We start from the raw sequence: 13614 nt of genomic DNA, 5'->3' as shown, positions 1-13614 counted from the left end.
GGGAGGCACCGGTCGGGGAACCGACCGCCCCACTTCGCGGACGGGGGCCGGGAGAACTACCGCCTCCCGGCCCCCAGTCGCATGGCATCAGCCACTAAGCCCCAGCGTCAGCCGGCCAGCTCGTTGATGTTGCCCTGGTACCCGATCTTGCCGCCCTTGACCTGGTACAGGTAGACGTCGGTGCCCTTGAACTCACCGTTCTCACCGAAGGAGAAGGTCTTCGTCAGGCCCTTGTAGGAGGCCTTCGCCAGCGCGTCACGCAGAGCCTCACGCTCGGTGTCCGCACCCGACTTCTTGACCTCGGCGATGATCATGTTGGTGATGTCGTACGCCTCGGCGGAGTACGTACCCGGCGCGCGGCCGAACTCCTTCTGGTAGTCCTCGGCGAACTTCTTCGTGCCCGCCTCGACGGTGGCGTCGGTGCAGGGGCAGGTGAGGAACCAGTTCTCGGAGGCGTCACCCGCGAGCTCGACGAACTTCATGTCGTTCGAGCCGTCGCCCGAGATGCCCGCGCCCTTGTAGCCGGCGTCCTTGAGCTTCTTCGCGAACGGAGCGAGGTCCTGGTAGTAACCGGCGTAGATCAGCGCGTCGGCCTTGGAGTTGACGACGTCCTTCGCGGTCGCGGAGTAGTCCGGCGTCTTCTGCGGGACGGACTTCTTGACGACCTCGATACCGGCGTCCTTCAGACCCTTCTCGGCGACAGTCGCCAGGCCCACGCCGTAGTCGGTCTTGTCGTCGATCAGGTAGACCTTCTTCGCCTGCAGCTTCTTGGCGTAGTAGGTCGCCATGCCGGCGCCCTGCATGTTGTCGTTGGGGACACCGCGCAGGAAGCTGGTGAAGCCGTTCTCCTTGTCCGTCAGCAGCGGGTTGGTCGCGGACGGCGAGACCGTCACCAGACCGGACTCCGCGTACAGCGGCGAAGAGGTGTTGGTCGGCCCGGAGAAGGCGGGGCCCACCACGGCGACGACGCTCTCGTCGTCGATGATCTTCTGCGCGGCGGCCGTGGCCTTGTCCGGCAGACCCTGGTCGTCACCGGCGACGTACTCGAGCTTGAAGTCGAGGTCACCCTTGGCGTTGGCCTGGTCGATGGCCAGCTTCACGCCGTTCTGCATGTTCTCGCCCAGCGCGACGTTGTCGCCGGAGAGCGGACCCTGGAAAGCAATCTTCACGGCGCCGTCGCCGCTGCCGGAGTCACTGCCGCACCCGGTCAGGGCCAGAGCACCCACGGCCAGCGGTATAGCCATTTTGATGATGGTCTTGTTCAGCACTACGAACCCCTCGGAGCCGCGCGAACGATCTTGTCAGCGGGGGAAGTTGGCATCCCCTCACAGGACACCGCTTGTCCGTGCGGTGTGCGGGGAATGTAATCGGGCGTTCGGGCACACGGATAGGTGACCGGAAGATGTGTGATCGCCCTGTGACCTGAGTCATGCGCCGGAAACAGAACACTCCTTACCGGCGACCGGACATGTCAGCAGTGATCCACAAGTTCCCGACAAACGCGCACATGATCTTCACGACCACATTTCCGCCGACCCCGCCAACGCTCTGAACTGCGACGTTCTCCCGGGCCCCGGTCACACGACCTGGCCGGAACATGCCCCCGCCGGGTCCCTCCCACACGCCGCACAGAGCACCTCCGTCTCACCGGACAGCGCCTCTCCGGCCGGGTCGCGTCACCGTAGCGCGCGACGGCCCGCCGCGCGGCCGAATCGAAAACGACCTTCACAACTTCCCCCACAACAGCGGCGGGCCCCCGGTCACCAAGTGACCGGAGGCCCGCCGCAATTCCGCCTATTTGTCCGGTATGTGACGCTGCCCCACCGCCCGTCCTCCGGACCGCTGAGCGCCCTGCCGCCGACTACTGTCCCTTCGCGGCCTTCTTCTCCTCGGCGTCCTCGATGACCGCCTCCGCCACCTGCTGCATCGACAGCCGGCGGTCCATCGACGTCTTCTGGATCCACCGGAACGCCGCCGGCTCCGTCAGCCCGTACTGCGTCTGCAGAATGCTCTTCGCCCGATCCACCAGCTTGCGCGTCTCCAGCCGCTGCGAAAGATCCGCGACCTCCTGCTCGAGCGCCTTGAGCTCGGTGAACCGCGACACCGCCATCTCGATCGCCGGCACGACGTCGCTCTTGCTGAACGGCTTCACCAGATACGCCATGGCGCCGGCGTCCCGCGCCCGCTCCACGAGGTCGCGCTGCGAGAACGCGGTGAGCATCAGGACCGGCGCGATGGATTCCTCCGCGATCTTCTCCGCCGCGGAGATCCCGTCGAGCACGGGCATCTTCACGTCGAGAATGACCAGATCCGGCCGGTGCTCCCGCGCCAGCTCCACGGCCCGCTGCCCGTCACCGGCCTCGCCGACGACCGAGTACCCCTCCTCCTCGAGCATCTCCTTGAGGTCGAGCCGGATGAGCGCCTCGTCCTCGGCGATGACGACACGTGTCGTCAGAGGCGGGACGTGCGACTTGTCGTCGTCATCGGCGGTGGGCTGGGGCGACTCGGGGGCGGTCACGGGGGCTCCTCGGTGCGGGGCAGATACAGCTCCCAAGAGCCTACCCAGCTGCTGTAAGGTAGGGGCACGGCGGGTGATCGCCAGCCTTCATTTCGAAGGATACCCCGGTAGCCCAGCGGTAGAGGCAATGGTCTCAAACACCATCTAGCGTGGGTTCGAATCCCACCCGGGGTACTTTCTCTCTGATTCCAAGCCGGGGCGGACAGAACCGCATCTCACCCGTTCGCGTGATCCCTTAAGAATGGTGCACATTCCTGTCGTCGCGACAGCGATCCGCACGGGTATGGATCAGCACAACCGATCGATTCGCGAACTCGCCGTCGAGATGATGCCTAGCGGTGTACCCAATCGACGCATTGCCGAGAAGTTGAATCACCGCGCGGCACAGTCGGCTGGTGGCGTATCCGTACAACACGTCGCCCGACGCGCGTCCGTCGCGCTCATGGACGCGCACGTCGGGCCGAAGTACTGAATGTCCCCCGCCGCTACAGACTCTCGCCGATGCGGTGTACGCGGACCAGGTTCGTCGAGCCCGCGACGCCCGGTGGGGAGCCGGCCGTGATGACCACGATGTCGCCCCGCTCGCAGCGGCCGATACGCAGCAGTTCCTCGTCGACCTGGGCGACCATCGCGTCGGTGGACCCGACGTGCGGGCCGAGGAAGGTCTCGACGCCCCAGGTGAGGTTCAGTTGGGAGCGGGTGGCGGGGTCGGGGGTGAAGGCGAGGAGAGGGATCGGGGAGCGGTAGCGGGAGAGGCGTTTGACGGTGTCGCCGGACTGGGTGAAGGCGACGAGGAACTTGGCGCCGAGGAAGTCGCCGATCTCGGCGGCCGCGCGGGCCACGGCGCCGCCCTGGGTGCGGGGCTTGTTCCGGTCGGTCAGCGGGGGGAGGCCCTTGGCTAGGACGTCCTCTTCCGCCGCGATGACGATCCGCGCCATGGTGCGGACCGTTTCGACCGGATATTTGCCGACGCTGGTCTCGCCGGAGAGCATCACCGCGTCCGTGCCGTCGATGACGGCGTTGGCGACGTCGGAGGCTTCGGCGCGGGTGGGGCGGGAGTTGTCGATCATCGAGTCGAGCATCTGGGTGGCGACGATGACCGGCTTGGCGTTGCGCTTGGCGAGCTTGATGGCCCGCTTCTGCACGATCGGTACCTGTTCCAGGGGCATTTCGACGCCGAGGTCGCCGCGGGCGACCATGATCCCGTCGAACGCGGCGACGATGTCGTCGATGTTCTCGACCGCTTGCGGCTTTTCGACCTTGGCGATGACGGGCAGGCGGCGGCCTTCCTCGTCCATGACGCGGTGGACGTCGTCGATGTCGTTGCCGTTGCGGACGAAGGAGAGGGCGATGACGTCGGCGCCGATGCCGAGGGCCCAGCGGAGGTCTTCGATGTCCTTTTCCGACAGGGCGGGGACGGAGACGGCCACACCGGGGAGGTTGAGGCCCTTGTGGTCGGAGACCATGCCGCCTTCGACGACGGTGGTCGTGACGCGGGGGCCGTCGATGGCGGTCACCTCGAGGGCGACCTTGCCGTCGTCGACGAGGATGCGTTCGCCGCGGCTGACGTCGGAGGCGAGTCCCTGATAGGTGGTGCCGCAGATGTGGCGGTCGCCCTCGATGTCCTCGGTGGTGATGGTGAACGTGTCGCCGCGTTCAAGCAGTACGGGTCCCTCACGGAAGCGGCCGAGACGGATCTTCGGGCCTTGAAGGTCCGCGAGGATGCCGACGCTGCGGCCGGTTTCGTCGGAAGCCTTTCGTACGTGGTGGTAGCGCTCCTCGTGGTCGGCATAGGTGCCGTGGCTGAGGTTGAAGCGGGCGATGTCCATTCCGGCGTCGACGAGTGCCTTGATCTGCTCGTACGAGTCGGTCGCGGGGCCCAGGGTGCAGACGATTTTTGCTCGGCGCATGTTTCGAGCCTATGGCTTACCGGTCGGTAGAGAATTGGGCGTGCGTGACTACTCAACAACCTTTGCATGAAGGGCTATTGACAAGTGTTGAATTGTGCGCACGGGCGCTCGGATGAGCAGGGGACGCCTTCCGCTCACAATTGCGGCGGTGTCATGGTGAAGCGCGCGTTCACCTGGGCGTAGACCGTCTGCCGCTGTGGCTCGAGGTCGAGAGCGGGGGCGGCCTCCGCGCCGGCGGCTCCGGCGAAGCCGCGCACGCTGCCGGGCGGGGCGGGCATGGCATAGCGGGCCGGGGCGGCTTCTGCTCCGATGTCGGCGAGCTCGACGAGGGCGGCGAGTCTGCCGCCGACTGCTTCGGCGTATTCGCGGGCGCGCTGGACGGCTTCCCGTACGGCCTGGCGCCGGGCTTCGCCGTGGGCGGGCGAGTCCGGACGCAGTGACCACCAGGGGCCGTTGACGTGGGTGAGCTCGAGGTCGGCGAGTCGGGTGGTGAGCTCGCCGAGGGCGGTGAAGTCGCTCAGTACGGCGGTGATGTGGACGCGGCCGTGGTAGGCGTGGATGCGTTCGCCGCGGCCGTGCTGGGTGAGTTGGGGCGTGACGGAGAATGCGCCTGTCTCGAGCTTTTCGACCGCCTGGCCGTAGGACTTGACGAGGTCGAGTGCGGCGGCGTTGCGGCGGGTGAGGTCTTCGAGGGCGGTGCGCCGGTCCTTGCCGCGGGCGCTGATGGTGATGCTGATGCGGGCGATCTCAGGGTCGAATTCGATGCGTGCCTCGCCGCGTACGGCGACCCGCGGTTGTTCGGGTGTGGCGTAGGGGGCGGTGGGAGTGGGGGGTGTGATGTCGTCCATGGCTGTCTCCCTCGCACGGTGGGCCGGTCGTCCCACTGTCGCATCCGGGTCGGACAGTCGGGTCCGGCGTCCGGTCGCACAGTCGAATCCCGCTGTCCGGTCCGGCAGCCGGCTCGCGCCCCGGCCGGACATCGGATCGAAACCTGTCAGGGGTGTTGCGGGGGTGGCGCGTAGGCCAGAATCTACGCGCGTTGTGCATGTGATCGAGGGAGACGAAATGCCGCTGAACCGTAGGACGTTCCTTGAGCGGTCGGCCGCCGCCGGGGCGGGTGCCGCTGTCGCGGGGGTCGCTGCCGCGCCCGCGGTGGCCGAGGAGCGGGGCGAGGAACACGGGCACGGACGTCCGCGGAAGCGGTACTCGTTCACCGTGCTGGGGACGACGGATCTGCACGGGAATGTCTTCAACTGGGACTATTTCACGGACAAGGAGTTCGACGACAAGGCGCACAACGACGTGGGCCTGGCTAAGATCTCGACGCTGGTGAACCGGATCCGTGAGGAGAAGGGCCGGCACAACACGCTGCTGATCGACGCCGGTGACACGATCCAGGGCACCCAGTTGTCGTACTACTACGCCAAGGTCGACCCGATCACGGCCGAGCGCGGTCCGGTGCATCCGATGGCGCAGGCGATGAACGCCATCGGCTACGACGCCGCGGCGCTCGGCAACCACGAGTTCAACTACGGCATCCCGGTGCTGCGCAAGTTCGAGGAGCAGTGCGACTTCCCGCTGCTGGGTGCGAACGCGCTGGACGCGAAGACGCTGCGGCCCGCGTTCCCGCCGTACAGCATGCACCGGCTGCGCACGCCGCACGGGCGTGATGTGCGGGTGGCCGTTCTCGGTCTGACGAATCCGGGCATCGCGATCTGGGACAAGCAGAACGTGAGCGGCAAGATGGTCTTCCCCGGCCTGGAGGAGCAGGCGGCGAAGTGGGTGCCGAAGCTGCGCTCGATGGGCGCGGACGTGGTGGTCGTCTCGGCGCATTCGGGTTCCAGCGGCACGTCCTCCTACGGTGACCAGTTGCCGTACGTCGAGAACGCGGCGGGTCTGGTGGCCGAGCAGGTGCCCGGTATCGACGCGATCCTGGTGGGGCACGCGCACACGGAGATACCGGAGTACTTCGTCACCAACAAGGAGACCGGTCAGCAGGTGGTTCTCTCCGAGCCGCTGAAGTGGGGGCAGCGGCTGACGCTGTTCGACTTCGACCTGGTGTGGGAGAGGGGCCGCTGGGTCGTGGAGCGGGTCGGGGCGCAGGTCCTGAACTCGAACACGGTCGCCGAGGACCCGAAGGTCACGGGTCTGCTGGGTGACGAGCACAAGAAGGTCGTGGCGTACGTCAACCAGGTCATCGGCACGTCGACGGCGGCGATGTCCACGGCCGACGCGCCGTGGAAGGACGAGCCGATCATCGACCTGATCAACCATGTCCAGGCCGAGACGGTGAAGGCCGCGCTGGCGGGCGGCGAGTACGCGGCGCTGCCGGTGCTGTCGCAGGCGTCGTGCTTCTCTCGGACGGCGGCGATCCCGGCGGGCGAGGTGACGATCAAGGACGCGGCGGGGCTGTACCCGTTCGAGAACACCCTCGAGGCGCGGCTGATGACGGGTGCGCAGCTGAAGGAGTATCTGGAGTTCTCGGCCCGGTACTACGTGCAGACTCCGGCCGGGACGCCGGTGGACACCTCGAAGCTGACGAACGCGAACGGGACGCCGGACTACAACTACGACGCGGTGTCGGGTCTGGCGTACGAGATCGACATCGCGAAGCCGGCTGGTTCACGGATCGTGAAGCTGTCCTTCGAGGGCGCCCCGGTCGACCCGGCCGCGCGGTTCGTGCTCGCGGTCAACAACTACCGGGCGAGTGGGGGCGGCAATTTCCCGCACATCGCCGCGGCGCAGCAGTTGTGGGCGAACTCGGAGGAGATCCGGAACACGATCATCGCGTGGGTGCAGGCGAAGGGTTCGGTGGATCCCGCGGAGTTCGCCTCTGTGGGCTGGAAGCTGACGCGGGACGGCGTACCGGTGTTCTAGACCTCCCCGCGCGGGCCGTCTAGCGCTGTGATTGCAGTGGTGTGAGCGGGGGCGTCTGGCCGGGAATGCCGGGCGCCTCCTGCTGCTGGAGGCCGAAGCTGGTGAAGGCGGTGCGGCGGGGCAGCGGGTAGTGCTCCTTGCCGGTGAGGGAGTTGAGGATGCTCGCGCTGCGCCAGGCGGCGAGCCCGAGGTCGGGGGCGCCGACGCCGTGGGTGTGGGCCTCGGCGTTCTGGACGTAGAGGGATCCGCTGACGGCGGGGTCGAGGTCGAGGCGGAATTCGCTGTCGACCAGGGGGCGGCCGGCGCGGTCGCGGCGGATGTAGGGGTCGATGCCGGCGAGGAGCCGGGTGAGCGGGCGTTCGCGGTAGCCGGTGGCGAGGACGACGGCGTCGGTGGTGAGGCGGGAGCGGGTGCCCTGCTGGATGTGTTCGAGGTGGAGCTCGACCCGGGTGGTGGCGACCCGGCCGGCGGTGCGGACGGTGACGCCGGGTGTGAGGACGGCGTCGGGCCAGCCGCCGTGCAGGCTGCGGCGGTAGAGCTCGTCGTGGATGGCGGCGATGGTGTCGGCGTCGATGCCTTTGTGGAGCTGCCATTGGCGGGGCAGCAGCTCGCTCCGGACCTTTTCCGGCAGGGCGTGGAAATAGCGGGTGTAGTCGGGTGTGAAGTGTTCGAGGCCGAGCTTCGAGTACTCCATGGGTGCGAAGGCTTCGGTGCGGGTCAGCCAGTGGAGCTTCTCGGCCCCGGCGGGGCGGGCGCGGAGCAGGTCGAGGAACACTTCGGCGCCGGACTGGCCCGAGCCGATGACGGTGACGTGCTCCGCGGTGAGGAGCCGTTCGCGGTGCTCCAGGTAGTCGGCGGAGTGGAGGACGGGCACGCTGGGGGCGTCGGCGAGCGGGCGCAGCGGTTCGGGTACGTACGGCTCGGTGCCGACGCCGAGTGCGACGTTGCGGGTGTAGGCGCGGCCCAGTGCCTCGGCCTCGCCGTCGGCGTCGAGCTGGGTGAAGTCGACCTCGAACAGGTCGCGTTCGGTATTCCAGCGGACGGCGTCGGCCTGGTGGCCGAAGTGCAGGCCAGGAAGGTTGTCGCCTACCCAGCGGCAGTAGGCGTCGTACTCGGCGCGCTGGATGTGGAAGCGCTCCGCGAAGTAGAACGGGTAGAGCCGGTCGCGGGCGCGCAGGTAGTTGAGGAACGACCAGGGGTTCGCGGGGTCGGCCAGGGTGACGAGGTCGGCGAGGAACGGGACCTGGAGGGTGGCGCCCTCGATGAGGAGTCCAGGGTGCCACCGGAAGGTGGACCGCTGCTCGAAGAAGGTGGTGGCGAGTCCGCCGGGGACGCCGTGGGCGAGTGCGGCGAGGGAGAGGTTGAACGGGCCGATGCCGATGCCGACGAGGTCGTAGGGGCGGTCGGGCTGCTGGGCCGGTGGTGTGGCGGTCATCGGGGGGTGCTGCCTTCCACGAGGTCGGTGAGGGTCTGCAGGGCGCCGGTTGTGGTGTGGGGGTTGAGCAGGGTGGCCTTGAGCCAGAGACGGCCGTCGGCGCGGGCCCTGCCGAGGACGGCGCGGCCCTGTACGAGCAGGGCGCGCCGGATCCCGGCCGTCTGTTCGTCGCTCGCGCCGGTGGGCCGGAACAGGACGGTGGAGAGGGTGGGCCGTTCGTAGAGCTCGAGGCGCGGGTTCTTGTCGACGAGGTCCGCGAGGTCCTGGGCGGCGGCGCAGGTGCGGTCGACGAGGGCGGCGAGGCCGGTGCGGCCGAGTGCCTTGAGGGTGACGGCGATCTTGAGGATGTCGGGCCGTCGGGTGGTGCGCAGGGAGCGGCCGAGGAGGTCGGGCAGTCCGGCGTCGGTGTCGTCCTCCGCGTTGAGGTATTCGGCGGTGTGGCCGAGCGGCGCGAGGCGGGCGGTGTCGGGTACGGCGAGGAGTCCGGCGGCGACCGGCTGCCAGCCGAGTTTGTGCAGGTCGAGCGTGACGGAGTGGGCGCGTTCCAGACCGGTGAGGAGGTGGCGGCGTTCGGTGCTGAAGAGGAGCGGGCCGCCGTAGGAGGCGTCGATGTGCAGTTCGGCGCGGTGGCGGTCGGCGAGGTCGGCGATCCGGTCGAGGGGGTCGATGCGGCCGGTGTCGGTGGTGCCCGCGGTGGCGACGACGACGACCGGGCCGTGGAGGCGGGTCAGTGCGTCGTCCAGCGCGGCCGGGTCGTCAAGGGGGACGGGGAGCGGCCCGGGCAGTCCCAGGAGCCAGGCGGCGCGGCCGACGGAGTGGTGGGCGCTGTCGTCGCAGACGACCTGCACCGGTGTGCCGACGCGCTCGCGTGCGAGAAGGAGGGCGAGCTGGTTGGACTCGGTGCCGCCGGTGGTGACGATCGCGTCGGGGGCGGTGCGGCCGGGGTACACCTCCGCCGCGAGCGCACGGGTGACCTGTGCCTCCAGTTCGGAGGCCGCGGGCGCCTGGTCCCAGGAGTCCATGGACGGGTTGAGCGCGGAGGCGGCGAGGTCGGCGGCGACGGCCAGTGCGAGGGGCGGCGTGTGGAGGTGGGCCGCGCACAGGGGGTCGGCGGGGTCGGCCGCGCCGTGGGCGACGGCGCGGACGAGGGCGCGCAGGGCGGGGGCGGCGCCGGCGCCGTGCTCCGGGAGTACGTCACCGAGGCTCTGACGCATCAACGCGGCGACGGCGTCCGGCCCGCCGGCGGGTACGGGGCCGCCGCGGGCGATCGCGCCTTCGCCGAGTGCGTCGAGCACGAGCGCGAGCAGGGGGCGCAGGGCGTCGGGGCCGGTGATTCCTCCCGCGAGGGGCGGGGTGTTCATGAGGCGGGGTCCTTCGGCGAGGCGCTGGGGTGTCACCCGGCGGGTGTCACCCCACGGTGGCGAGGGGCCCGGCGGGGCGCCCGCAGATCTCAACGATCGGAACCCGAAAGTGGTATCGCCTCACGGGAGGGAGGGGGTGGGGGGCGGGCGGCTGGTATGGGCGCGTGCGTGCGTCTGCGGGGGCGTGGGGTCCACTGCGCGGGGCGTGGCCGCCGGGCGGGGTCCGCTGCGCGAAGGCCTCGCCGCCGCGGGCGCGGGGTCCGCTGCGCGGAGGCTTGTCCCCTACCCGCCCCTTCCCGAAACCGGGCTCCGCCCGGACCCGCCACCGCGCTCCGCGCGGTGTTTCGGGGGCTCCGCCCCCGGACCCCGCGCCTCAAACGCCGGCGAGGCTGAAGTTGGCAGGCAACTTCACCCCGCCTGGGGGCACCTCCCACGGCCGCCAGGCCGTAGGGGGAGTTTGAGGGCACCGCGCGGAGCGCGGTACGGGGCCGAAGGGCGGTACGGGGCCGAAGGGCGGTACGGGCCCGGGCGGAGCCCGGTTCGGGAAGGGGCGGGGTGGGGAAACGTCACGCTCCCCGGACCCGCAGGGCCCTGCGCAGGTCGTCGATCTGGTCGGCCAGCTTGCGCCGCAGTGCCGGAAGCATGTCCGTCCCGGCCAGGCAGGCCTCCCCCGCGCCCAGTGCCTCGGCGTCGACGGCGTGGAGGGGGAAGGCGCAGCGGCCGCAAGCTTCGGCGATGGCCGGGCCGCGGCGCGCGGCGAGGGCGACGGCGTCGGGGTAGAAGCGCGGGACGTACTCGCGTACGAGGTCGGCCTGTTCGGGCTGCCAGAAGCCTTGCGCGGTGGCCGCGAACAGGTAGTTGGACAGGTCGTCGCCGGTGAAGAGCCGGGCCCAGGCCGCGGCCTTGGCCTCGGGTGTGGGGAGGGCGGCACGGCAGCGGGCCGCGCCTTCCTGGCCGGTGGCGCTCGGGTCGCGTTCCAGTTCGGCGGTGATGGCCGCGTCGTCGGTGGCGCCGAGTACGGCGAGGCGCGTCAGGACGCGCCAGCGCAGTTCGGGGTCGAGCTCGGGGCCGCCGGGGACGCTGCCTTCGGTGAGCCATTCCTGGATGGGCTCCGGCTGGGTGGCGGCGTCGATGTAGTGGCGTACGGCGGTCAGGCGCAGGCCGGGGTCGCTGCCGTCCTCGGTGCGGCGGAGCAGGGCGCGGCTGATGCGGGTGAGGGTGGCGAGCGCGGCGGGGCGCTGGTCGGGGGTGAGGTAGCAGTCGGCGATCTGGCCGGCGGCGAAGGCGAGGACGCCCTGGACGATGGCGAGGTCGTTCTCGTGGGGCAGGTGGGTGTCGGCCGTCTCGAGGTAGGCGGTGGGGGCGAGTTCGCCGTCGCGGACCATGTCCCGTGCGGCGTTCCAGACGACGGCCCGGGTGAGGGCGTCGGGGATGCCGGACAGGGAGTCGACGACGACGGCCCAGGAGGCGGCGTCGAGGCGGACCTTGGCGTAGGTGTTGTCGCCGTCGTTGAGGACGATGAGGGCCGGGCGGCGTCCGGGGCGGGGTGCTGTGCTGCCGGTCTCGGGGACGTCGATCTCGAGGCGGTCGCGCAGGACGAGGCGGCCGGGGTCGATCGGGTCGGCGTCGTAGGCGCCGACGGCGATGCGGTGAGGGCGGCTGCCGTCCCGTTCGACGGTGAGTGACCAGCCGCCCGCGGTGTCCGCGACGGCGGGGCTGAGTGTGTCGACGCCGGTGGTGCGCAACCACGACTCGGCCCAGGCGTGCACGTCGCGGTCGGTGGCTCCGGCGAGGGAGTCGATGAAGTCGGCGAGGGTGGCGTTGGCGAACTTGTGCCGGGCGAAGTGGGTGTTGATGCCGGCGAGGAAGTCCTTCTCGCCGAGCCAGGTGACGAGCTGGCGCAGGGCGGAGGCGCCCTTGGCGTAGGAGATTCCGTCGAAGTTGAGCATCGCGGACGCGGTGTCGGGGACGGCGTCGGGGTCGGGGGCGACGGGGTGGGTGGAGGGGCGCTGGTCGGCGTCGTAGCCCCAGGACTTGCGGGCGATGGCGAAGTCGGTCCAGGTGTCGGTGAAGCGGGTGGCTTCGGTGAGGGTCTGGTAGCCCATGTATTCGGCGAAGGACTCGTTCAGCCAGATGTCGTCCCACCACTTGAGGGTGACGAGGTCGCCGAACCACATGTGGGCCATCTCGTGGGCGATGACCATGGCGCGGGTCTGGCGCTGGGTGTCGGTGACGGCGGAGCGGTAGACGAATTCGTCGCGGAAGGTGACGAGGCCCGGGTTCTCCATGGCGCCGGCGTTGAATTCGGGGACGAACGCCTGGTCGTAGGAGTCGAAGGGGTAGGGCTCCTCGAACTTCTCGTGGTAGCGGTCGTAGCACTGCCGGGTGATGTCGAGGAGTTCGTCGGCGTCGGCGTCGAGGTAGGGGGCGAGGGAGCGGCGGCAGTGGATGCCGAAGGGCAGTCCGGCGTGCTCGGTCCGTACGGAGTGCCAGGGTCCGGCGGCGACGGCGACCAGATAGGTGGAGAGCAGCGGGGTGGGCGCGCACGTCCAGCGGCCTTCGCCGTGGTGGGTGGCGACGCCGTTGCCGAGGACGGTCCACGCTTCTGGCGCGGTGACGGAGAGCTCGAAGACGGCCTTGAGGTCGGGCTGGTCGAAGGCGGCGAAGACGCGCTGGACGTCGTCCATGAACAGCTGGGTGTAGACGTACGTCTCGCCGTCGCTGGGGTCGGTGAAGCGGTGCATGCCTTCGCCGGTGCGGGAGTAGCGCATCCGCGCGTCGACGCGCAGTTCGTGCTCGCCGGCGGTCAGGCCGGTCAGGGGGACGCGGTTCTCGGTGAGGGCGGCGGGGTCGAGAGGCAGTCCGTCGAGCGTGAGGGAGCGGAGTTCGGCGGGCTTGATCTCGACGAAGGTGTCACCGGCCGCTGTCGCGGTGAAGTGGATGACGGTTCGGGAGTCGAAGGTCTCGTCGCCGGTGGTCAGATCGAGGTCGATCGTGTACCGGTGTACGTCGAGTTGCCGGGCTCGGGTCTGCGCTTCGTCGCGCGTCAGTACGGACATGGGCCCATGCTGCCTGATGGGCCCCGGTCGGCACACGGGGTGGTGGTTGCGCTGTCAGCGCACACCCGGCTCCCGCGCGCGGGCGTCCGGGCGGGGTGGGGCGGACGCGGCGCGCGGGTCGGACGGGTCAGTGCTGTGGGCGTTCGCCGGGCTGGTCGGCGATCTGCTCGTGGTGGCGGATCACCTCGGCGATGATGAAGTTCAGCAGTTTCTCCGCGAACGCCGGGTCGAGTTTCGCGCTCTCGGCGAGCTGGCGCAGCCGTGCGATCTGGCGGGCCTCGCGGGCGGGGTCGGCGGGCGGCAGGTGGTGCTGGGCCTTGAGGTGTCCGACCTGCTGGGTGCATTTGAATCGCTCGGCGAGCATGTGGACGACGGCGGCGTCGATGTTGTCGATGCTCGAGCGCAGGCGGTCGAGCTCGGCGCGCACGGATTCGTCGATGTCACTCGTGGTCAT

9 protein-coding genes and 1 tRNA gene are annotated in these 13614 nt (G+C 69.7%); 2 read left to right on the top strand and 8 right to left on the bottom strand.

Annotated features, from left to right (window positions below):
* Positions 1 to 107: 107 nt before the first annotated feature.
* Both ACTMTU_RS17355 and ACTMTU_RS17350 read right to left on the bottom strand, forming a co-directional pair.
* Entirely contained in the window at positions 108 to 1244 is a 1137-nt protein-coding gene (locus tag ACTMTU_RS17355) for a branched-chain amino acid ABC transporter substrate-binding protein (protein ID WP_441264369.1), read from the bottom strand.
* A 617-nt stretch (positions 1245 to 1861) separates the two neighbouring features.
* Positions 1862 to 2518: an ANTAR domain-containing response regulator gene (locus ACTMTU_RS17350; RefSeq protein WP_189472564.1), complete on the bottom strand. Its 657-nt coding sequence runs from the start codon at positions 2516 to 2518 to the stop codon at positions 1862 to 1864.
* 101 nt (positions 2519 to 2619) lie between these two features.
* Here ACTMTU_RS17350 and ACTMTU_RS17345 point away from each other — a divergent pair.
* Positions 2620 to 2692 (top strand) — tRNA-Leu (locus tag ACTMTU_RS17345).
* A gap of 311 nt (positions 2693 to 3003) precedes the next feature.
* On the opposite strand, the gene pyk is transcribed toward ACTMTU_RS17345, so the two are convergent.
* Both pyk and ACTMTU_RS17335 read right to left on the bottom strand, forming a co-directional pair.
* Positions 3004 to 4428 carry a pyruvate kinase gene (pyk, locus tag ACTMTU_RS17340; protein WP_441264368.1) on the bottom strand — a complete coding sequence of 475 codons (1425 nt, stop codon included), beginning with the start codon at positions 4426 to 4428 and terminating at the stop codon, positions 3004 to 3006.
* 134 nt (positions 4429 to 4562) lie between these two features.
* Complete coding sequence (locus tag ACTMTU_RS17335) at positions 4563 to 5276, bottom strand: SIMPL domain-containing protein (protein WP_441264367.1); 714 nt, start codon at positions 5274 to 5276, stop codon at positions 4563 to 4565.
* Positions 5277 to 5493: 217 nt separating this feature from the next.
* Between ACTMTU_RS17335 and ACTMTU_RS17330 the strand changes: the two genes are divergently transcribed.
* On the top strand, positions 5494 to 7305 hold the full coding sequence (locus ACTMTU_RS17330) for a bifunctional metallophosphatase/5'-nucleotidase (RefSeq protein ID WP_441264366.1): 1812 nt from the start codon (positions 5494 to 5496) through the stop codon (positions 7303 to 7305).
* Positions 7306 to 7324: 19 nt separating this feature from the next.
* Here ACTMTU_RS17330 and ACTMTU_RS17325 read toward each other — a convergent pair whose 3' ends face one another.
* The 4 genes from ACTMTU_RS17325 to ACTMTU_RS17310 form a co-directional block, all read right to left on the bottom strand.
* Positions 7325 to 8740 (bottom strand): lysine N(6)-hydroxylase/L-ornithine N(5)-oxygenase family protein, encoded by a 1416-nt coding sequence (locus tag ACTMTU_RS17325; protein WP_441264365.1) that lies wholly within the window; start codon positions 8738 to 8740, stop codon positions 7325 to 7327.
* Positions 8737 to 10101: a pyridoxal phosphate-dependent decarboxylase family protein gene (locus ACTMTU_RS17320; protein ID WP_441264364.1), complete on the bottom strand. Its 1365-nt coding sequence runs from the start codon at positions 10099 to 10101 to the stop codon at positions 8737 to 8739. The genes ACTMTU_RS17325 and ACTMTU_RS17320 overlap by 4 nt, the downstream gene beginning before the upstream one ends.
* A gap of 566 nt (positions 10102 to 10667) precedes the next feature.
* Positions 10668 to 13160, bottom strand: coding sequence for an aminopeptidase N (gene pepN / locus ACTMTU_RS17315; protein ID WP_441264363.1), 2493 nt, complete (start codon positions 13158 to 13160; stop codon positions 10668 to 10670).
* 127 nt (positions 13161 to 13287) lie between these two features.
* Complete coding sequence (locus tag ACTMTU_RS17310; protein WP_189472577.1) at positions 13288 to 13614, bottom strand: chorismate mutase; 327 nt, start codon at positions 13612 to 13614, stop codon at positions 13288 to 13290.

The sequence above is a fragment of the Streptomyces sp. OZ13 genome, assembly GCF_052068155.1.
Taxonomy (GTDB): domain Bacteria; phylum Actinomycetota; class Actinomycetes; order Streptomycetales; family Streptomycetaceae; genus Streptomyces.
Note: the sequence above shows the minus strand (reverse complement) of the source record. Positions and strands in the feature narration are given on the sequence as shown.